Below are 20,324 nucleotides of genomic sequence, written 5' to 3' on the forward strand. Positions count from 1 at the left end.
AAAATGGCAGTTTTTAAAGGTGGTGTAGGTAAATGAAGCATTCATTCTCTCGTTTCTTCGGGTTTGGTGAGAAGGAAGAGGAACCGGAGATAGCTGAGCATGATACAAACAAAGAAGAGATACTCGAAATACCGGTACATGCTATCGTTCCCAACCGTTTTCAGCCACGCACCATTTTCTCAGATGAAAAAATCAAAGAGTTAGCAATGACTATCCATACACACGGCATCATTCAGCCGATTGTTGTCAGACATACAGAAGATGAAGGACAATATGAGCTCATTGCGGGTGAAAGGCGCTGGAGAGCGGTACAGACGCTTGAATGGGAGAAGATTCCCGCAATTATTAAAGATTTTTCTGATACGGAAACAGCATCTGTCGCTTTGATTGAAAACCTGCAAAGGGAAGAATTGTCCTCCATTGAGGAAGCTCATGCGTACGCAAGGCTGTTAGAACTTCATGATTTAACACAGGAAGCCTTGGCGCAGCGCTTAGGAAAAGGCCAGTCAACGATTGCGAACAAGCTCCGATTGTTAAAGCTCCCGGAACCCGTCCAGGATGCGATTATGGAGAAAAAAATTACGGAACGTCATGCAAGAGCACTGATTCCGCTCAAACAGCCGGAGTTTCAGGTCACATTGCTTGCGGAAATCATTGAGAAAAGCTTAAACGTCAAGCAGACGGAAGACAGAGTGGTGAAAATGCTTGAACAGAATAAGCAGAAACCAAAGCCGAGACGCAAAGCGTTCAGCAGGGATACAAGAATTGCGATGAATACGATTCGTCAGTCACTGTCGATGGTAGAAGACAGTGGCGTCAGGCTGAACACTGAAGAAGAAGAATTCGAAGAGTACATCCAGCTTACCATTCGGATACCTAAATAAAAACTCTCCTGATCAGCAGGGGAGTTTTTATTTTAATCAAAAAACTATTTTGAGATAATGATAGATTTATTGTGCACTATACATTATATATGTAAAATTTTATCTTTTTGTGTCGTGAATTGTCTTTTTACAGTCAAAAAAGTCACTTTATCGGAGAACTTATATTAGAAAGTGTCTTTTTCGTTTACATTTTTTTCACTTGCTGATAAACAAATTATGAAAAAAATAAAACGCTTTACTCTTTTTTTGATAAGATAGAAACAAGACAGTACATGTTCATGTGAAGGTAGGTGACATCGTGGGAAAAATCATAGCAATTACGAACCAAAAAGGCGGAGTCGGGAAGACGACGACTTCTGTTAATCTGGGGGCTTGCTTGGCTTACATAGGTAAAAGGGTTCTTCTTGTTGATATTGATCCGCAGGGCAATGCAACGAGCGGATTAGGGATTGAAAAAGCCGATGTGGATCATTGTGTGTACGACATTTTAGTAGATGATGCAGATGTTACAGATATTATTAAACCGACTTCAGTAGAGAACTTAGATGTCATTCCGGCCACGATCCAGCTTGCGGGAGCGGAAATCGAATTGGTTCCGACGATCTCACGGGAGGTCAGGCTGAAAAGAGCATTAGAATCTGTGAAACAAAATTACGATTACATGATTATTGATTGTCCTCCGTCTCTCGGGTTATTAACGATTAATGCGCTTACCGCTTCAGATTCAGTCGTTATCCCGGTTCAGTGCGAATACTACGCTCTTGAAGGATTGAGTCAATTATTAAATACAGTTCGGCTTGTGCAAAAACATTTAAATACCGACTTAATGATAGAAGGAGTGCTTCTGACGATGCTTGACGCCAGAACGAACCTCGGCATTCAAGTGATAGAGGAGGTAAAGAAATACTTTAGAGATAAAGTGTATCAAACCATTATCCCTCGCAATGTCCGTTTAAGTGAGGCGCCGAGTCACGGCAAGCCGATCATATTATACGATCCGCGTTCGAGAGGTGCGGAAGTATATTTAGATTTAGCAAAGGAAGTGGCAGCGAATGGCTAAAGGCGGGCTCGGAAAAGGGATTAACGCGTTGTTTAATCAGGTTGATTTGTCTGAAGAGACAGTGGAAGAGATTAAAATCAGTGATTTACGCCCCAATCCTTATCAGCCAAGAAAACAATTTGATGATGAGTCATTAGCTGAACTGAAGGAATCCATCATTCAGCATGGCATTCTTCAGCCCATTATCGTGAGAAAATCATTGAAGGGCTATGATATTGTAGCCGGCGAACGCCGTTACCGCGCCGCAAAACTTGCCGGTAAAGAGACAGTGCCGGCTATCGTGCGGGATTTATCTGAATCGCTGATGCGGGAAATCGCTCTTTTGGAAAACCTTCAGCGTGAAGACTTATCACCGCTTGAAGAAGCTCTGGCATATGACTCACTGCTGAAGCATTTGGATTTAACCCAGGAACAGCTCGCTAAACGGCTCGGGAAAAGCAGGCCTCATATTGCCAACCATTTAAGACTGCTGACGCTGCCGGAAAGCATCCAGAACCTCATTGCAGAAGGTACGTTATCCATGGGACACGGCAGAACCTTGCTTGGCTTGAAAAATAAAAACAAGCTTGAACCGCTTGTGAAGAAAGTGGTTGAAGAACAGCTGAACGTCCGCCAGCTTGAGCAGCTGATTCAGCAGTTAAACAACAATGTTCCACGTGAAACAAAGAAAAAAGAACCTGTTCAAGATGTTGTGTTAAAAGAGCGGGAATCGTATTTGCAAAATTACTTCGGAACAACAGTCAATATTAAGAGACAAAAGAAAAAAGGGAAGATTGAGATTGAGTTTTTCTCAAATGAAGATCTTGAACGTATCCTGGAACTATTGTCCGAAAGAGAAGCGTAAAAACCATCTTTTTAAAAAAAGATGGTTTTTTATATACGTCTTGTCAGCTTATGAAACGGACTGAGCCGTTCCTGCCGGCCTTCTGATTTATCTGTCAGCTGTAACCCCTCTGCTAAAACATTTGCCATGCTCATAACAAGATGAAGCCTCGTATTCTGCAGGACAAAATACTCCATAAACCCGCTGACATTGACGATTCCATTGATATGGACGTCACCGATTTCAGGAAGGTCTTTTTGAACACCTGCTCCGGGCTTCAGCGGCCCATCGCCGATTTGAAATGACCCTACGCTTTTGACGCGGCCTAAACAAGCATCAACCGCTATAATAAACGGATTTTTATGTAGATGTTGAATATCTTTCAGCTTGTCTTTCATATTGACGGCGTGAACAGGATCTGACAGCGTGCCGTAAACGTGCAATCTGCCTAAATTCATTTTTTCTAACCTTGTTCCTACGAGCGGACCTAATGAATCTCCGGTCGACCGATCTGTACCGATACACACGGTGACTAACGGTCTGCCGGCTGCTTTACGTAAAGATGAAGTAAGGATCGCTTGTATTTGATTCGCAGCAGAAGAATCCGTATGAGAAACATATTGTTTTGCCCGTTCTTGAGAAAAAAGCCCGCCTTTTCGATTCATAAGGTTCACTTCCTTGTCATGTCATACGAGTAATACATTGTTGTTTTTGGAGTTGTATGGTTGTTTACAGTATATCCAGCGCTGCCTTTTTTTATGCTTATGTCATGATGAGCATGCCGGTTGTTTGAAAAGAGCGGATAGAAAAAAGAACTCAGAGCAGTTATTCTCTAAGTTCATGAAAGAAATAAGACCATTTGATCTACGTCGACATATTGCTGATGATCCAATTTCAGCGCTCTTTTTTCTGTAGAGAAGAGGATAAATCCTAATTGAGCGTAGAGTTTTTTTGCGGGTTCATTTGTTGAAGTAACAGAGAGATGGAGCTGTTCTGTGTCTTTCATCTTTTTTGCCCGGCTGATGGCTTCTGTCATTAAAGCTTTTCCCGCGCCTGATCCTCGGTGTTTGGGGGAAATATACATAGAACCGATAACCGCAATGTGTCTTAGTTTAAACAGCGGATGCTTGGAGATCTTGAGGATTCCTATCAGTCTGTCTTGTTCAAAGGCGCCAAGCACGATGGCATTGCCGGCTTCAAGCCTGGCTTTGAATTTTTCGGACGGCCATTCTTTCTCCTCCTCATAGCTGACGGCGAATGCGTCGGGGTGATCTTTTAAAGCTTTGAGCCTGATATCGGAGTAAGGCTGGGTATCACTTGCGGTTAAACGCCTGATGTACATGATTTGAGCTCCTTATATAAAAAAATTTTCTGAATAGTTAATCGTCGCTATCATACCATATTTGTCCCATTTGTATGAATGTTTGCCGCTGTCACTCAATATAGTAGCAATATGCGGAGATGATCAGAAATTTTATGAGGTGATGAGGGTGTGGAGAGCCGGGATGAAGTGGATGCTGCTCATATTAAGCAGCCAGATTGGGGCTGGATATGCAAGCGGGCAGGAAATATGGCAGTTTTTCGGCGTCGAAAGCGGACTGGCTATTGTATTGTTTACAGTCATGTTTACGATTTCGGCTTATATTGTGTTGAAGATCAGCTATCGGGTTCAATCAACGCACTTTTTACCTGTGCTTGAGCATTTGATGGGGCCGGCTCTTGCTAAAGTCTATGATGTGCTTATTATGTTTTATTTGTTTTCAATGACGATGGTTATGATTGCCGGCGGCGGTGTGACGCTGCAAATGTACAAGCTGCCGTTTTGGATCGGTATTTTTCTTCTTTGCATTGTGACCGTCGGTTTATTCTTTTGGGATATAAAAGGAATATTATCTCTGAATAGTATTTTGATACCGATTCTTGTAGCGGGGCTGTTATATGCATTGGTCTTTTTTCAGACAACCCATCATTACACGTGGACGATAGATTTGACCCGCCAGTATAATTGGCCGGCAAGCATTACCTTCACGTCCTTAAACATCCTTTCTGTTGTCGCTGTTCTTTCTTCAATCGGGAAAGATATGAAGGGACTGGGAGAAGCGAAAATCGCAAGCGTTGCAAGCGGGCTGATTTTCGGTATGATTTCATTTGTTTACAATGAAACGCTTGTACAGCTTTCAGGCAGTCTTACACAATATGAGATTCCTCTTTTCGCCGTCCTTGAAGGCGCTCCTTATCCGTTATTTCTTTGTATGGCCGCCGTGCTTTTTTTAGCCATCTATACGACAACGGTGACCGGTCTTTTCGGGCTGTCCAGCCGCATGCTTGCATTTGTGAAATTGCCGAGATGGACGCTCGTATCTCTTCTTTTAGCTGTGATGGTGCCTTTTACGACAATCGGTTTTTCAGATTTGATCGCCATTTTATATCCCATTTACGGGCTTTTAAGTCTTTATTTGCTGGTATGTCTTCTTCTTTACCCTATTTTAGGGAGATGGAAAAAAGTATAATGCTCATTTTGAGTGCGGCCGTTGCTCTTATCCTGTTTTTTTTTGTACAATAAATAAAGCAGTCTATGGAGAGAGGTGAAGGGTCTTGGCGGATAAAGACTTTGGCCTGAATGATATTGTTGAAATGAAGAAGCCGCATCCTTGCGGTGAAAACAGGTGGAAAATCATTCGGATGGGGATGGATATTCGGATCAAATGCACGGGTTGTTCCCACAGTGTCATGATTCCGAGAAGAGATTTTGAGAGAAAGCTGAAAAAAGTACTCGTCAAGCATGAGGAGCCTACATCATAAGGGCTGGCGCTCATGCTTTTTCATATAGAGGAGAGGAAGAGGCCCGATGAGCAAAGTGCATCAGTCAGCGTGCCCGCTGAATTGCTGGGACAGCTGCGGCTTTTTGGTGACAGTTGAGGATGGAAAGGTGACGAAAGTAGACGGAGACCCGAATCATCCCATTACGGAAGGGAAAATTTGCGGCCGGGGCAGAATGCTGGAGACGAAAACGAATGCGCCGGAACGGCTTCGTTTCCCTTTAAAAAAGAAAGACGGCGAATTTGTCCGCATTTCCTGGGAGCAGGCGTTAGATGAAATTGCTGAAAAAATGGCGGTGATTAAGGAGACGTTGGGCACTGCCGCAGTGCTGCACAGTCATGACTACGCCAATAACGGTCTTTTGAAGGCGCTCGACCAGCGTTTTTTCAATGGATACGGCGGTGTAACCGAGATTGCGGGCAGCATTTGCTGGGGTTCCGGCATTGAAGCGCAGCGCTGGGATTTCGGGCGTTCTTACGGGCATGGACCGCTTGATATTTATCACAGCAAGCATGTGATCGTATGGGGCAGAAACGTGTCCCGGACGAATATGCACCTCTATCATCATCTGCAGCAGGTGAAGAAAAAAGGAGCGACACTGACGGTCATTGATCCTATTTTTAACCCGACTGCAAAGCTTGCCGACCGGTATATATCCGTCAAACCCGGCATGGATGGCTGGCTTGCGGCGGGTGTTTTAAAAATATTATGCCAAACCGGCAGAACCGATTCTGATTTTATTCAAAAGCATTCGGTCGGTTTTGAGGAAATAGACAAGCTTCTGCAGACGATTTCTTTTGAGGAGATCATTGAGAAAACAGAAACGTCTTTAGAAGTGCTTGAATATCTTGCCGATTTATATGCTGACGGTCCCGCCTCCACTTTTATGGGTCTTGGGATGCAGAGATATAAAAACGGGGGCGGGACGATACGGTGGATTGACGCTCTAGCTGCGGCGAGCGGAAATGTCGGTATCAAAGGCGGCGGCGCAAACTTCGGAAATGTGCAAGTCGGTGAAAGCTTTGCAAAGGCCGAGCTCACTCGTCCTGATTTGAAGAAAAGTTCGAGAACGTTTTCGATGATGACTCAAGCTGAAGAGGCGCTGAATGCAGCCGACCCGCCGATTGAGATGATCATCGTGACGTGCGGCAATCCGCTGACACAGGTGCCGAATACAAAAAAAGTGAAGGAAGCGTTTGAAAAAACATCGGTCACAGTGGCCATTGATTCGGTCATGACCGATACGGCGAAGCTCTGTGACTATGTGCTGCCGACGGCCGTTGTTTTCGAAGAGGAAGATATTTATTATTCCAGCATGTATCATCACTATGTTCAATATGGCAAGAAGCTTGCGGAACCGCAGGGAGAGGCAAAATCAGACCGCTGGATCTGGACGGAACTCGCAAAGCGTCTCGGATTCGGGGAGCTGTTTGATTACAGTACGGAAGATTTCTTAAAAATGGGGCTCTCTTCTTTGGAGAAAGAAGGAATCACCCTTGAGCAATTAAAGGAAAAAGGACATATGCCGCTTCCGGTTAAACAGGTTCCATGGAGTGATTTTCAATTTTTAACCCCGAGCGGAAAATTTGAATTCGTCTCGTCACTGGCAGAAGAGAAAGGATACAGCGGCCTCCCTCAATTGGAAGTGCCGGAGGAGTCTGTTTATCACGACGCCGGACTGGCCGGGAAATATCCGTATACGCTGCTGTCCATTCACCCGCAGCGCTCCAATCATTCACAGCACGTGCCGTTTATTGAAAAGCTTCAGCAGATTCAGGTGGACCTGTCGCCGGATATCGCGGAAGAGCTTTCTCTTCAAGACGGAGATACGGCAGAGGTTTACAATGACCGCGGCCGTCTGCGCGGCAGGGTGAAAATCATGAAGCAGGCTCACCCGAAGACGGTGAATATAGATGAGGGCATGTGGGCGGCATTCGGAGGCTCCGTCAACATGCTCACAAAGGATTCAAATTCCGATAATGGAATGGGAAGTACGCTTTTTGACTGTCTGGTAGCGGTTAAAAAAGGATAATCTAAGGAGAGAGAGGGCGGGAAATGCTTTTTTCTCAGCTTGTCTTTTCCTATGAACCTCCTTATAATTGCTCTAGGTTTACAATACGTTTATACGATGATGGTTTGATATAGAGGAGATGAAAGAATGGCTTTAACTGCTGGAATTGTCGGTTTGCCGAATGTCGGAAAATCGACGTTATTTAATGCAATTACTCAGGCTGGTGCCGAATCAGCCAACTACCCGTTCTGTACAATCGATCCGAACGTGGGAATCGTGGAAGTGCCGGATGAACGTCTGCAAAAGCTGACTGAATTGGTGAACCCGAAAAAAACGGTGCCGACTGCGTTTGAATTCACTGATATCGCGGGGATCGTAAAAGGCGCATCTAAAGGTGAAGGACTCGGAAATAAGTTTCTTTCTCATATCCGTCAGGTTGATGCGATCTGCCACGTTGTACGTGCATTCGCTGATGACAATATTACGCACGTGTCAGGGAAAGTCGATCCGATTGACGATATTGAAACGATCAATCTTGAATTGATTCTTGCCGACATGGAGACAGTCGAAAAACGCATCACGCGTGTAAGCAAGCTTGCGAAGCAAAAAGACAAAGAAGCGGTTTTTGAATTTGACATTCTGTCTAAATTGAAAGAAGCTTTCGAACAAGAAAAGCCAGCCCGTTCCGTTGAATTTACGGAAGAACAGCAAAAGCTTGTGAAGCAGCTTCATCTGCTTACGTCAAAACCCGTGCTTTATGTGGCGAATGTAAGCGAGGATGAAGTGGCTGATCCTTCAGACAATGAATACGTTGCGAAAATCCGTGAGTACGCCGCGGGTGGAAATGCCGAAGTCATCGTCGTCTGCGCGAAAATTGAGTCTGAAATTGCTGAATTGGAAGGCGAAGAAAAGCAAATGTTCCTTGAGGAGCTCGGCATCGAAGAATCAGGTCTTGATCAGCTGATTAAAGCGTCATACTCTCTTCTCGGCCTTGCGACATACTTTACGGCGGGCGAACAGGAAGTGCGCGCATGGACATTCAGAAAAGGCATGAAAGCTCCTGAGTGTGCGGGTATCATCCACACTGACTTTGAACGCGGCTTTATCCGCGCTGAAACGGTTGCTTATGAAGACCTTTTGGCAGGCGGCGGAATGTCCGGAGCGAAAGAAGCCGGAAAAGTGCGTCTGGAAGGTAAGGAATATGTAGTCCAAGACGGAGATGTCATTCATTTCCGATTTAATGTATAGGACACAGTTGTAAAGGGACAAGAGCTTTGGTATAATATAAACTTGTGAGTAATAGAATTATTGCTCCTTGCCCATTATAGGGCCGCTTAGACCAAAAGGAGGTGCAAACAGATGAAAAAGTACGAAGTTATGTACATTATCCGTCCGAACATTGACGAAGAGTCAAAGAAGGCAGTTATCGAGCGTTTCAACAACGTATTGACTTCTAACGGAGCGGAGATCACTGGAACAAAAGATTGGGGTAAACGTCGTCTTGCTTACGAAATCAACGATTTCCGTGACGGTTTCTACCAAATCTTAAACGTTCAGTCTGAAGCTGCAGCGGTTGCTGAATTCGACCGTTTAGCTAAGATCAGTGACGATATCATTCGCCACATCGTTGTTAAAGAAGAAGAATAAGCAATTTGAAATATATAATGTTAAAAGGTGGTCTTTCATATGCTTAACCGAGTTGTATTAGTCGGAAGACTGACAAAAGACCCAGAGCTTCGTTATACGCCAAGCGGTGCGGCTGTCGCCACGTTTACTCTTGCTGTGAATCGTACATTCACGAACCAGTCCGGAGAACGTGAAGCCGATTTCATTAATTGTGTCACTTGGAGAAGACAAGCCGAAAACGTTGCAAACTTTCTTAAAAAAGGAAGCCTTGCCGGCGTAGACGGCCGACTCCAGACAAGAAATTATGAAAATCAGCAGGGACAGCGTGTCTTCGTGACAGAAGTCCAAGCTGAAAGTGTTCAATTTCTTGAGCCTAAAAACAGCGGCGGTTCTGGATCAGGCGGATACAACGAAGGAAACAGCGGCGGAGGCCAATACTTTGGCGGAGGCCAAAATGATAATCCGTTCGGCGGAAATCAGAACAACCAGAGACGAAATCAAGGGAACAGCTTTAATGATGATCCATTTGCCAACGACGGCAAGCCGATTGACATCTCGGATGATGATCTTCCGTTCTAATAGATTATCGCTATATTCATAACGAGAAAGGTGGGAAATGACAATGGCAGGAGGACGCAGAGGCGGTCGTGCGAAACGCCGTAAGGTTTGTTACTTCACTTCTAACGGCATTACGCACATCGATTACAAAGATGTAGATCTTCTTAGAAAGTTTGTTTCTGAGCGTGGTAAAATCTTACCTCGCCGTGTAACTGGAACAAATGCGAAATACCAACGTAAATTGACTATCGCGATCAAACGCGCACGTCAAATGGCTTTACTTCCATACGTAACTGGCGAGTAAGCCGAAAGAAAAGAGCAAGAGCCTGCGGGCTCCTGCTCTTTTTTTATATCAGTCCTCCTCCATCCTGCCGAAATGTTTCACATGAAACATGGAAGTGCTTCTTACTCCTTTGTTATCTTGCTCCTCTATTCAAATACGCGTACTTATGCAATGAATTTGTTTATACTGAAGAACAGGGGGTGGTGAGATGGAGACAGACAGAAATATCCTGACTGATGAAAAGTGGGGCGCAATCATACGCAATGATGCTTCTTATGACGGGGCATTTTATTATGCAGTAAAAACGACGGGGATTTTCTGCCGGCCTTCTTGTAAATCGAGAGTTCCGAATAAAGAAAACGTGCTGGTGTTTGATACGGCTGATGCAGCGCTTGATAAACATTTTCGTCCCTGTAAAAGGTGCCGGCCGAACGGTCTTCGTCTTCCTGATGAAGAATGGATTGCTCAAATCATTGAGTACATTGACCGCCATTATCACGAATCTCTGACTCTGAGTGTACTGGCCGAAATGTGTCACGGCAGCCCCTATCATTTACAGCGGACATTTAAAAAAATCAGGGGAATATCCCCGATTGAGTATATACAGAAAAGAAGATTGTCGAAGGCGGAACACCTTTTAAAGCATACTGATATGACAGTCATGGAGATCGCTCTGACGGTCGGAATTCCAAACACAGCGCATTTCGCCACTCTTTTTAAAAAGAGAACCGGAAATTCGCCCACAGAATACCGAAAAACTGCCGGAATGGGAAAGGGAGGTTCAATATGAGTAAAGAGACAATGGTCTATTGGACACTTTTCACACGGAATGATTGGAGCCTGTATACAGCCGCCACATCTAAGGGGCTATGCTTTATAGGTTCAAATCATGGAAGCTTTGAAGAGCTTGAGCAGTGGGCAAAAAAATCACTGCCGCAATACCGATTGGCACGTGATGATGAGAAGCTGGCGTCTTACACGGCAGAGCTGTCCGAGTACATCGAAAATGGCAGATCAGCTTTTTCAGTGCCGGTGGATCTTTACGGGACAGAATTTCAGCTTGCTGTATGGAAAGCGCTTATGGACATACCGTACGGCGAGACATACTCCTATTCGGATATAGCAAAAATGATTCAGAAACCGGCAGCCGTAAGAGCCGTGGGCGCCGCGATTGGAAAAAATCCGGTATTGATTACGGTTCCGTGCCATCGCGTCATCGGAAAAAACGGAAAACTGACCGGATTCAGAGGCGGTTTAGAAATGAAAAAGCAGCTGCTGGCATTAGAGGGCGGAAACATTGAAACACTGGAATGACGGCTGAGCCGGACAGGAGGGAACACATGAAACTGATTTCTTGGAATGTAAACGGCTTGCGTGCCGTGATGAAAAAGATAGATATCAATACTTACGTTCAGGAAACGGCAGCGGATATTTTATGTCTGCAAGAAACGAAAGTACAGGACGGACAAGTATCATTACAGCTTGAAGGATATCACGGCTATTGGAACTATGCGGTGAAAAAAGGCTACTCAGGCACGGCTGTTTTTTCGAAAGAAAAACCGCTTCACGTGTTTTATGGATTGGGAATTGATGATCATGATCAAGAAGGACGGGTGATCACACTTGAATTTGAGAACGTGTTCGTCGTCAACTGTTATACGCCGAATGCCAAACGCGGATTAGAGCGAATTGATTACCGTCTTCAATGGGAAGCCGATTTTAAGGAGTATCTGCAGAAGCTTGACCGGAAGAAGCCCGTGATATTATGCGGCGATCTGAATGTTGCACACAGGGAGATAGACTTGAAAAATCCGAAAGCCAACCGGAAGAACGCCGGTTTCTCAGATCAAGAGCGGGAAGCGTTCAGCGCCCTGCTGAACACCGGATTTACCGACTCATTCCGCTATTTATATCCTGATCGGGAAGGCGCCTATTCCTGGTGGTCTTACAGGACGAACGCACGTGAGAAAAACATCGGCTGGCGGCTTGATTACGTCATTGTTTCAGACAGACTGAAGCCGCGGATCAGCGAAGCGGCCATTTGTGCCGATATCATGGGTTCTGACCATTGCCCTGTTGAAATGACAGTGGATTTATGATGAGATAGCAGTAAGAGAAATCCACTCTTGCTGCTTTTTTATCACCGAAAATGGAGGAGCACATGGCAAATATAAAAGAGATTGCGAAACTGGCGAATGTGTCCGTGGCCACCGTATCACGCGTATTAAACCGACACCCGTACGTATCTGAGGAGAAAAGGCGTCTTGTGAATCAAGTGATGAAGGAGCTGGATTATACCCCTAATCGAACCGCCATTGATCTGATTCGCGGAAAGACCAATACGATCGGCGTGATATTGCCGTACAGTGACCATCCCTGCTTTGACAAAATTGTAAACGGTATCACGAAGGAAGCGTTTGCCCATGATTACGTGACAACCCTTCTCCCCACCAACTATGACCCCGCTATAGAGATGACCTATTTCGAACTGCTGAAAATGAAAAAGATTGACGGACTGATTGTCACGTCCCGCGCGAATGAATGGGAAACCGCCGTGCCTTACCTGGAATACGGTCCCATTGTCGCTTGTGAATATACGCAGCATCAAGAGATTCCCTGCGCTTATAATGACAGGCAGGCAGCTTACAGAGAAAGCTTTTTGTATTTGAAAAACCGCGGACATCAAGACGTTGCTTTTACATGTGTGCGGGAAGCGGAAAAAAGCCCGAGTACGGCCGACAAGGTAACCGCATATAAGGCGGTTTTCGGCTCTCTTGATGAAACCCGCATTCTGGTCGGATGCCATGATATGGACGACGGAAAGCGGGCAGGTGAACACTTCTGGGGTTTCGACAAGGCGCCGACGGCCATCTATGCGCACAGTGATGACGTGGCTGCCGGCTTGTACCAGTTTGCGAAAGAACAGAAATGGGACGCGGAGATCATCGGCGAGGGAAATCTGAGCGTCAGCCGGGCATTGAATATCCCATCTCTGGAACTTCATTTGGAACGGGTCGGAAGGGAAGCATTTTTGCTGTTTTTGCACGGAGAAACGGCTAAAAAACAAATTATGCATCAATTTCAGCGGAAAAAGTCTTGAGCTGAAATGGGTTTCATGCTTTATAACTAGATTGAGAAAAAAAGGAGGCGGACATATGCGAATTGAACATGCGGCCATATGGGTGAAAGATTTAGAACGGATGAAAGAATTTTATGAGAAATACTTCGGCGCCAAGGCCAATGACCTTTATCATAATGAGAAAAAAGATTTCAAATCGTACTTTCTTTCGTTTGACTCCGGATGCAGGCTGGAACTTATGAAAAAAGGCGGCATTGATGAAGCTCCGTCACAGAATATGACCGGATGGGCGCATCTCGCATTTTCTACAGGCAGCAAGGAGCGGGTGAATGAATTGACGGAGACGTTTAAAAATGACGGATTTCAGGTTGTAAGCGGCCCGCGCGTGACGGGTGACGGATATTATGAGAGCGTGATAGAGGATGGGGAAGGCAATTTGATAGAAATCACAGTGTAACAGTGCGGGGGAACCCGCACTGTTTTATTGATTAAATTTGCTGAGCATTAGTTTTCGGACCGAAGAGAATTAACAAAACGGAACATAGAAGCCAGCAGCCGCCGATGAACAAAAAGACGCTGATGTAGCCGAGCTTAACGGCAATAAATCCGACGAGCAGGGAGCCGAATATATTGGAAAAACGGCCGAGCCCGTATGCCAGCCCGCTCCCGGCCGAGCGATATTCCGTAGGATACGGCTCCGATGTATATGCGTATAAGTTTGAGGTGAAAACCCGTTCCGTGACGTTGACGACAAATCCAAACACAATAATCATGACGGGAATAAACGTCATGCCGTATAACAGTCCGGCAATGGCAGTCAGAAAAGCGCTTGCGGCCAGAATCCATTTCCTTTGGAACGTCTCGGATATCATGGAACCGAGCAATGCGCCAAGCGGTGCGCCGACAGAGTGAAGCACATTGTACCACAGCGTTTTTTCCATGGTGATGCCGTTGCTTTTCAGCAGGCTGGGCACCCATGAAGCAAAGCCGTAAAAGCCAAAGGTTTCAAGAATCCATACCGCTGACAGGATGATGGTGATCTTTAAATTCCTGCCCTGAAACAGCCCTAAGTAGCCTGCGTGCTTCACTGTATGTACTTCTGCCGCCTCTTTTGGCGCGGGAAGCGGGCCTTTTTCTTTCTCTATACGTGCTTCAAGACGGTTCATAATGGCGTTTGCCTGATCATATGCGCCCCGATTTTCGTGCCATCGCGGCGATTCCTCAAGCCGGCGGATAAAAAAGAAATAAATGAGACCGGCCGCCCCCCATACGAATACGAGCCGCCACCCCCATGAGCCTAAAGGAATGACAAAAGCGGAAACAACGTTTGTGACGGGAACGCCGATTAGTCCGATCATGGCGCAAAAGGAGATGTATTTTCCCCGTACGGATGATGGGAAAAATTCCGCCAAATAGCTGTTCGTCACAATCATGGCGGCCGCGACGCCGAGCCCGGTCAAGAAGCGAAAAATCATTAAGGACGGAATGTCCCATGCCAGCGCATTCAGAAAAGATGAGATCGAAAAGACAAGGACAAAACAATTCAGCGCTTTTTTCCTGCCGATCCGATCGGACAGCCTTCCGCCGATGGAGGCGCCTAAAAACATGCCCAGGAAGGATGCAGCCGTGATGTCGGCAATGACGGACAGCTTCACGCCCCAATGCTCAATCAGCGCCGGAGCCACGTTGCTGAGCGTAAACAGGTCAGCGAGATCGAAAAAATAGATGATTCCGAGAGCGGTTAATACTTGATAGTGCACACGCGAAATGGGGAGACGGTCTAATCGGTTCGCTACATTTGAGAATGTCTGATGTTTCATAAAAAACCCCCTGACTTAGCAATTGTAATCAGAAAATACTGTAAATTTATCTGACGAATACATTATAAAGGTCTTTTTTTGGCAAAAACAGAGTGTAAATAACCAGAGCCAAAGGAAACGGCATAGCGCTTTCTTCTTAAAATATATAACATTTCCTATATCTGTTTCTGTTTATATTGTAAAATGTTGAAGGAAAGGAAGTTGATGCATAAATATGAATACATTTGTACGGCCCGCAGAGGGAAGAAATAGTGTATCGAGATATCTTCTTTCTCTGTTGCTCATTGTGGGTTTGTTCTTTTTCGGAAGCATACTGACCGTGTTTTATATGTTTCTCACGTCCGCTTTCAATCCTTCACTGACGATAAATTGGGATGAGGCGGCATTAAGTGACCCGCTGGCGGATATTTATTTACAGCATATCGTCTATTTCATAGCGATTCCGGGCATTTGGATAGCGGTTCGTTTCATTATGAAGCGGCGGTTTTTATCCATCATTACACCGAATCAGTCGCTGAACTGGAAGAGAATTTTCTTTGGATTCGGCACATATGTTGTGCTGATGTTTGTCGCGGGGCTGATTGATTTTTTAATTCATCCGGATCGTTTCACGCTTCAGGAATTCCATGCTTCACGTTTTCTGCTGCTGTTAGCGGCGGCCGTCTTGTTGGTTCCGATTCAAACCTCTGCGGAGGAATTTCTCTTTCGCGGTTTTCTGCTACAGTTTGCCGGAAAATTGACGGCAAACGCGGTGGTTCTGACGATCATTATCGGCGGATTATTCGGCGCACTTCATTTCGGAAATCCGGAGATGGAAAATGGAGCTCTCTGGGCGGGAATCGGATATGTTACCATCGGCATGATCTGGACCTTTATCACGGTTAAAACGGGCAGTCTGGAGATGTCCCTTGGCGGTCACGCTGCCAATAATATGTTTTTATTTATCTTTCTCACAGAGGATCATTCGGTATACGGCGGCATTCCGTCGGTATTTACAACAGCAGCCGGGGGCTATGAAATATACGATTGCATATCGACTCTGGTGATCAATATCATCTTCGCATGGCTCGCGTTCCGTTTTGTGAAAAAAGAAAAGCAGCAGGCCGCCTAGGATCTGCTGCTGATTTGTAAGGTGTTCATCGCTTCATCAATATCCGTCGTCGGCCTCCGGCAGGCGAAATTCTCACAAATGTAGACCGTTGTCTTCCCATCGATCATTTGATAACCCGCGGCAAAGTCAGAAATGCCAGCAAGATCATCCGGATGTTCTGCGGCGAGAATCGTATAGGCGGGAGTGAAATGCTCCTGAAGCGCCTCAATGAAACGTTTTCTGTCCGGGTCATCTTTCCTTCCGAACACAACGATTTCTTTTTGGGGCATTGTGTGTGCCAGTACGCTTTGCATGAAGAAAGCGCTGCTGCTCGGATAGGCCTCTATTTCCCGTTTGAACACGGAAAACATCACTTCGGCTTTTTCAATCAGTGATACATCACCCGTCAGGCGGCCGAGACGAAGCAGCTGTACGGCAGCCGCGCTGTTTCCGGAAGGCACGGCCCCGTCATAAACCTCTTTTTCCCTGACAAGAAGGGTCTCAGCATCATTCCCCGTAAAGAAGAAACCCCCGTGCCGTTCATCCCAGAACAGCTCCAGCATGCTTGTACATAACGTTTTCGCTTTCTGCAGATAAGACGGATGAAAACCCGCTTCATACAGTTCAAGATAAGCCCAGATGAGAAAAGCGTAATCATCGATAAACCCTTTGTTTTTCACTTCGCCCTCGCGATAGCGGACCATGACGCGCCCGTCCGGCATGAGGTGCCGTTCGAGAAAGCGGATGGCTGTTTCCGCCATGCTGAGATAGTCAGGCTCGTGAAATACCTTTGCGGCTTTTGCCAGCCCGGCAATCATGAGCGCGTTCCATGAGGTCAGCACTTTGTCATCTGTATGCGGATAGCTTCTGTTTTCACGGGCCTCCAGCAATTTTGTTCTTGCCTCTTCAAGACGTTCGGCCAGCTCACGTTCGGTGAGGCCGGTCTCTTCGAGGATAGCCTCACGCCGCGTGAAAATGAGGTGCGGGATGTTTTCGCCTTCAAAATTGCCTTGATCTGTGATGTTATACACCTTGCAATAAAGCGGGCCGAGTTCATCACCGAGAAGATTCATGATTTCTTTTTTGGACCATATGTAATATTTCCCCTCACGGCCTTCGGTATCAGCGTCTAAAGCTGAGAAAAAGCTGCCGTCTTCATGCATCATTTCCCGCTGAATAAACGTTACGATCTGCATCGCAATCTGTTTGTAGCGCTCATTACCTGTGACTTGATAGGCTTCCGTATATGCAGTCAGGAGAAGGGCGTTGTCATACAGCATTTTCTCAAAATGCGGCACGAGCCATTCATTATCAGTCGAGTAGCGGGCAAAGCCAAATCCGATATGGTCAAAAATTCCGCCGTTCGCCATGCCGTCGAGTGTCTTGGTTACGCCGGCCAAAGCCTGTTCCTTGCCCGTATAGCTGTAGTAGCGAAGCAGAAACATGAGCATATGCGGCATCGGAAATTTCGGAGCCTGGCCGAACCCGCCGTACACCGTATCAAACCCGCCGGCCAGCTGGCGATACGTGTCATGAACCGCCTGTTCGCCAAGCATGCCCTCAGCCGGGTGAATCTTGACTTCAAGATGAGCGGCGGCGTTTTCGGCGATATCCTCGACATGCTGCCGGTCATTCGCAAACGTTTCGGACAGATGTTCAAGCACATCGATAAAGCCCGGACGGTTAAATTTGCTCGTCTTCGGAAAATACGTCCCCGCATAAAATGGCTTCTGATCTGGTGTGACGAACACGTTCAGCGGCCACCCGCCCTGCCCCGTCATCAGCTGGCAGATTCTCATATACACGGAATCCACATCAGGGCGCTCCTCACGATCAACCTTGATGGCTATGAATTTATCGTTTAACATACCGGCGATCTCTTCGTCCTCAAAGGACTCGTGAGCCATTACGTGACACCAGTGGCAAGTTCGCTAAGCTACCCGTACCCAATAGATAAGAGAACAGGTTTATTCTCTCGTTTCGCTTTTTCAAATGCTTCATCGCACCAAGGATACCAATCCACGGGATTATAAGCATGTTGGAGTAAGTACGGTGACTTCTCGTCGATTAATCTATTGGGTACTTTTTTATTTGGCATGGGATCACCTTCTTTCGTTCGTATTACCGTTGATATATCTTTACTGTACCATAAAGATGTGCAGTCTATTCTTTATTTGTTTCTGTCTAAAGAAAACTAGTCTGTAGTTGACAGAATGGACAAGGTGCCTGACAACTGATATAGAGCTATGCGCCTAATCCAAAAGCTTTCATAACAAAGATAACAACAGGCGGAATGATAAGTGATGGCAGAAGATTTAAGGTTTTACATTTTTTAATTCCCAAAATGCTTAACCCCGAGCTTAGTATCAGTATTCCGCCCACAATTGTTATTTCATTAATCATGTCTGCACTTAATGCACTCTCCATTACTTTTGCAAATAAATAGAGTGAGCCTTGCCAGGCAAATAACACAACAGCAGATAAGGCTATTCCAAAGCCAAACGCTGATGCGAGAACAATAGAAGTGATGCCATCCAACATACCGTTTGTAAGAAGATAAGTGGAATCACCATGGATCGCGGATTCAATAGGCCCTAATATCGACAATGATCCCATGCAAAACAATAAGATTGCAGTTGATAAGCCTTCAGCTAAGTTATTTTTAGAGAACTTGCTGACTAGATGGTTGAATCTAAGTTCCAAATTTACAAACTGTCCAAGTAGTCCGCCAACAGCTAAACTTACAATAAAAAGAATAGGGTATTTACTATCCGATAAATGCTGTGTAATGGCGTTTATTCCTAATCCAACTGCAACAAACCCCATCGCTTGCATAAGAATATCTTGATATTCACCTTTCATTCCTTTCTTGAATAGCCCTCCGAGTAAACATCCTGCGAAGATCATAAATGTGTTAAAAATTGTTCCAATCATGTGCTTTCTCCCCCAATAAAGTGTGCTTTTAAAAAAATAAACTCTCCAGTAACTAGAGAGTCAAGGGATTATTTAATGGGCAGCATGATTTCGGTCACATAATGATCCGGATTATTAGTAACACCATAATCAATTAACGTTATCTCAATGGAGTCGGCCGCTAACTCCAGATGATGCTTTTTCATATATGTCAGTAACTTTTTATAATATTGTTTGGCCTCTTTATGCGACCCCTTAAACCTGATTTGTAAATATTCATTTGATGGTAAGGTGATTACTGATGGGGGCAAATTATGCTCGTCTTCTAAGATCATAAAAATACTGGAGTAACGATCAAACTTATGCGCTTTTAGGTTTGACACTGAAATCGATAATCCAATCTTTCCTAAAAATATGTCTTCTTTAATAGTAAGATCATTTCTCAATTCTGTTAGAGAGTGTTCAATATCATGACCTAGAATATACTCATGCTGTAAATAAGCGACACGCAACTCCGGAAGTTTGATTTTTGTAATTTTGTCTAACGGTTTATTAACGGCATCTTCTATTTTGTTTAAACGGCGGGTGATCTTTTTTTCAATAAGCTCTAATTCCCTTTTTTTACGATCGATTTCGGTTTTTTGGTTTTTCAGTAATTGAATTAAGGTATCTGCATTGTGGGAATTATAAAAATCTAGGAGTTTGTTTATTGGCAAGCCTAAAGCCCGCAAATATTTGATTGTATCCAGTCTCTCAAACTGCTCTGTGGAATAGTATCTGTAGTTATTTTGCTTGTCTTTGTATGCAGGTTTCAAAAGACCGATCTCATCATAATATCTGAGAGTGGATATTTTGACGTGAAATAACCTGGATACCTCTCCAATAGAGAAAAAATTCTTCATGATCATAATCCTTCTGCTTTCATTTGTCTTAATAAACCTGTAAAAAATGGTTTTATCAACATTATAATATTCAGCAATTTAAAGATAAAGCATCCCCTCTGGATCGAAAAATTTTAATGGAGGGAATTGGAGAGGATTATATGGTAATCTGCGTGGCGTCAGTGACAAGTCGAATAGCCGATGCTGACAAGAACCGGCTTGTTTAAGTTTAAGCGTTTCGCTTTTTCGAAGGGTGCCAGTTTACGGGGTTGTGGGCGTGTTGGAGCAGATAGGGGGACTTCTCCGTGATTAAACTGTTGGGTTTACTATTGTTTGGCATGGGCTCACCTGCTTTCTATTCATATTTGTATGTTTAACATACCACAATCCTCTAAAAAAATTCATACACTCAACTTTGTGATCCAAACCCAAGTCATTAAAAAGGAGAACGGCTTACGACTCTATTTTCAGGGTTA

22 protein-coding genes and 2 pseudogenes are annotated in these 20,324 nt (G+C 45.0%); 16 read left to right on the top strand and 8 right to left on the bottom strand.

Going from position 1 to position 20,324, the window contains the following annotated elements; genetic code table 11:
• The first annotated feature begins 32 nt into the window (after positions 1–32).
• The 3 genes from noc (at position 33) to ACWJJX_RS04985 (ending at position 2,788) form a co-directional block, all read left to right on the top strand.
• The gene (gene noc, locus ACWJJX_RS04975) at positions 33–884 is read left to right on the top strand and encodes a nucleoid occlusion protein (protein ID WP_007409900.1); all 852 of its coding nucleotides are present in this window, start codon (positions 33–35) and stop codon (positions 882–884) included.
• A gap of 298 nt (positions 885–1,182) precedes the next feature.
• On the top strand, positions 1,183–1,944 hold the full coding sequence (soj, locus tag ACWJJX_RS04980) for a sporulation initiation inhibitor protein Soj (RefSeq protein WP_007409899.1): 762 nt from the start codon (positions 1,183–1,185) through the stop codon (positions 1,942–1,944).
• Positions 1,937–2,788: a ParB/RepB/Spo0J family partition protein gene (locus tag ACWJJX_RS04985; RefSeq protein ID WP_004392966.1), complete on the top strand. Its 852-nt coding sequence runs from the start codon at positions 1,937–1,939 to the stop codon at positions 2,786–2,788. The genes soj and ACWJJX_RS04985 overlap by 8 nt, the downstream gene beginning before the upstream one ends.
• A gap of 29 nt (positions 2,789–2,817) precedes the next feature.
• Here the strand turns inward: ACWJJX_RS04985 and yyaC are convergent, their stop codons facing one another.
• Together yyaC and ACWJJX_RS04995 are read right to left on the bottom strand one after the other, a co-directional pair.
• Entirely contained in the window at positions 2,818–3,432 is a 615-nt protein-coding gene (gene yyaC / locus ACWJJX_RS04990; protein ID WP_278071479.1) for a spore protease YyaC, read from the bottom strand.
• Positions 3,433–3,605: 173 nt separating this feature from the next.
• Positions 3,606–4,109, bottom strand: coding sequence for an N-acetyltransferase family protein (locus tag ACWJJX_RS04995; RefSeq protein WP_454022791.1), 504 nt, complete (start codon positions 4,107–4,109; stop codon positions 3,606–3,608).
• 142 nt (positions 4,110–4,251) lie between these two features.
• Between ACWJJX_RS04995 and ACWJJX_RS05000 the strand changes: the two genes are divergently transcribed.
• The 12 genes from ACWJJX_RS05000 to ACWJJX_RS05055 all read left to right on the top strand — a co-directional run bounded on the left by ACWJJX_RS05000 (position 4,252) and on the right by ACWJJX_RS05055 (position 13,601).
• Entirely contained in the window at positions 4,252–5,277 is a 1,026-nt protein-coding gene (locus ACWJJX_RS05000) for a YkvI family membrane protein (protein ID WP_088005468.1), read from the top strand.
• Positions 5,278–5,362: 85 nt separating this feature from the next.
• On the top strand, positions 5,363–5,569 hold the full coding sequence (locus ACWJJX_RS05005) for a DUF951 domain-containing protein (RefSeq protein WP_004392973.1): 207 nt from the start codon (positions 5,363–5,365) through the stop codon (positions 5,567–5,569).
• A 46-nt stretch (positions 5,570–5,615) separates the two neighbouring features.
• Positions 5,616–7,619 (top strand): molybdopterin-dependent oxidoreductase, encoded by a 2,004-nt coding sequence (locus tag ACWJJX_RS05010; protein ID WP_146275982.1) that lies wholly within the window; start codon positions 5,616–5,618, stop codon positions 7,617–7,619.
• A gap of 126 nt (positions 7,620–7,745) precedes the next feature.
• A complete protein-coding gene (gene ychF, locus ACWJJX_RS05015; RefSeq protein WP_454022792.1) occupies positions 7,746–8,846 on the top strand; it encodes a redox-regulated ATPase YchF in 1,101 nt (366 codons plus the stop codon).
• Positions 8,847–8,957: 111 nt separating this feature from the next.
• Positions 8,958–9,245: a 30S ribosomal protein S6 gene (rpsF, locus tag ACWJJX_RS05020; RefSeq protein ID WP_004392977.1), complete on the top strand. Its 288-nt coding sequence runs from the start codon at positions 8,958–8,960 to the stop codon at positions 9,243–9,245.
• Positions 9,246–9,284: 39 nt separating this feature from the next.
• A complete protein-coding gene (gene ssbA, locus ACWJJX_RS05025; protein WP_004392979.1) occupies positions 9,285–9,803 on the top strand; it encodes a single-stranded DNA-binding protein SsbA in 519 nt (172 codons plus the stop codon).
• A gap of 43 nt (positions 9,804–9,846) precedes the next feature.
• Positions 9,847–10,086 (top strand): 30S ribosomal protein S18, encoded by a 240-nt coding sequence (gene rpsR / locus ACWJJX_RS05030; RefSeq protein ID WP_004392983.1) that lies wholly within the window; start codon positions 9,847–9,849, stop codon positions 10,084–10,086.
• Between the two features lie 187 nt (positions 10,087–10,273).
• Positions 10,274–10,855 (top strand): bifunctional transcriptional activator/DNA repair enzyme AdaA, encoded by a 582-nt coding sequence (locus ACWJJX_RS05035; RefSeq protein ID WP_173612867.1) that lies wholly within the window; start codon positions 10,274–10,276, stop codon positions 10,853–10,855.
• Positions 10,852–11,379: a methylated-DNA--[protein]-cysteine S-methyltransferase gene (locus ACWJJX_RS05040; RefSeq protein ID WP_448197544.1), complete on the top strand. Its 528-nt coding sequence runs from the start codon at positions 10,852–10,854 to the stop codon at positions 11,377–11,379. The genes ACWJJX_RS05035 and ACWJJX_RS05040 overlap by 4 nt, the downstream gene beginning before the upstream one ends.
• Positions 11,380–11,405: 26 nt before the next feature.
• A complete protein-coding gene (xth, locus tag ACWJJX_RS05045; RefSeq protein ID WP_448197543.1) occupies positions 11,406–12,164 on the top strand; it encodes an exodeoxyribonuclease III in 759 nt (252 codons plus the stop codon).
• Positions 12,165–12,226: 62 nt separating this feature from the next.
• Complete coding sequence (locus ACWJJX_RS05050) at positions 12,227–13,165, top strand: LacI family DNA-binding transcriptional regulator (RefSeq protein ID WP_070082670.1); 939 nt, start codon at positions 12,227–12,229, stop codon at positions 13,163–13,165.
• A 55-nt stretch (positions 13,166–13,220) separates the two neighbouring features.
• Entirely contained in the window at positions 13,221–13,601 is a 381-nt protein-coding gene (locus ACWJJX_RS05055) for a VOC family protein (protein ID WP_004392999.1), read from the top strand.
• Positions 13,602–13,632: 31 nt separating this feature from the next.
• On the opposite strand, the gene ACWJJX_RS05060 is transcribed toward ACWJJX_RS05055, so the two are convergent.
• Positions 13,633–14,964 (bottom strand): MFS transporter, encoded by a 1,332-nt coding sequence (locus ACWJJX_RS05060; protein WP_004393001.1) that lies wholly within the window; start codon positions 14,962–14,964, stop codon positions 13,633–13,635.
• A gap of 214 nt (positions 14,965–15,178) precedes the next feature.
• Between ACWJJX_RS05060 and ACWJJX_RS05065 the strand changes: the two genes are divergently transcribed.
• Positions 15,179–16,075, top strand: a complete 897-nt coding sequence (locus tag ACWJJX_RS05065; RefSeq protein ID WP_326374943.1) for a CPBP family intramembrane glutamic endopeptidase — start codon at positions 15,179–15,181, stop codon at positions 16,073–16,075.
• On the opposite strand, the gene ACWJJX_RS05070 is transcribed toward ACWJJX_RS05065, so the two are convergent.
• From ACWJJX_RS05070 to ACWJJX_RS05090, 5 genes and pseudogenes are all read right to left on the bottom strand, one after another.
• On the bottom strand, positions 16,072–17,961 hold the full coding sequence (locus tag ACWJJX_RS05070) for a thioredoxin domain-containing protein (protein WP_454022793.1): 1,890 nt from the start codon (positions 17,959–17,961) through the stop codon (positions 16,072–16,074). The two genes, ACWJJX_RS05065 and ACWJJX_RS05070, sit on opposite strands and share 4 nt — an antisense overlap.
• A gap of 35 nt (positions 17,962–17,996) precedes the next feature.
• A pseudogene (locus ACWJJX_RS05075) lies at positions 17,997–18,152 on the bottom strand (DUF255 domain-containing protein); the annotation flags it as partial.
• Positions 18,153–18,298: 146 nt separating this feature from the next.
• Complete coding sequence (locus ACWJJX_RS05080) at positions 18,299–18,988, bottom strand: DUF554 domain-containing protein (RefSeq protein WP_014306201.1); 690 nt, start codon at positions 18,986–18,988, stop codon at positions 18,299–18,301.
• Positions 18,989–19,056: 68 nt separating this feature from the next.
• Positions 19,057–19,869 (bottom strand): MerR family transcriptional regulator, encoded by an 813-nt coding sequence (locus tag ACWJJX_RS05085; protein WP_014306200.1) that lies wholly within the window; start codon positions 19,867–19,869, stop codon positions 19,057–19,059.
• A gap of 161 nt (positions 19,870–20,030) precedes the next feature.
• Positions 20,031–20,188: pseudogene (locus tag ACWJJX_RS05090) on the bottom strand (DUF255 domain-containing protein); the annotation flags it as partial.
• Positions 20,189–20,324 lie beyond the last annotated feature (136 nt).

This window comes from Bacillus sp. YH3-2-B2, from assembly GCF_053663335.1.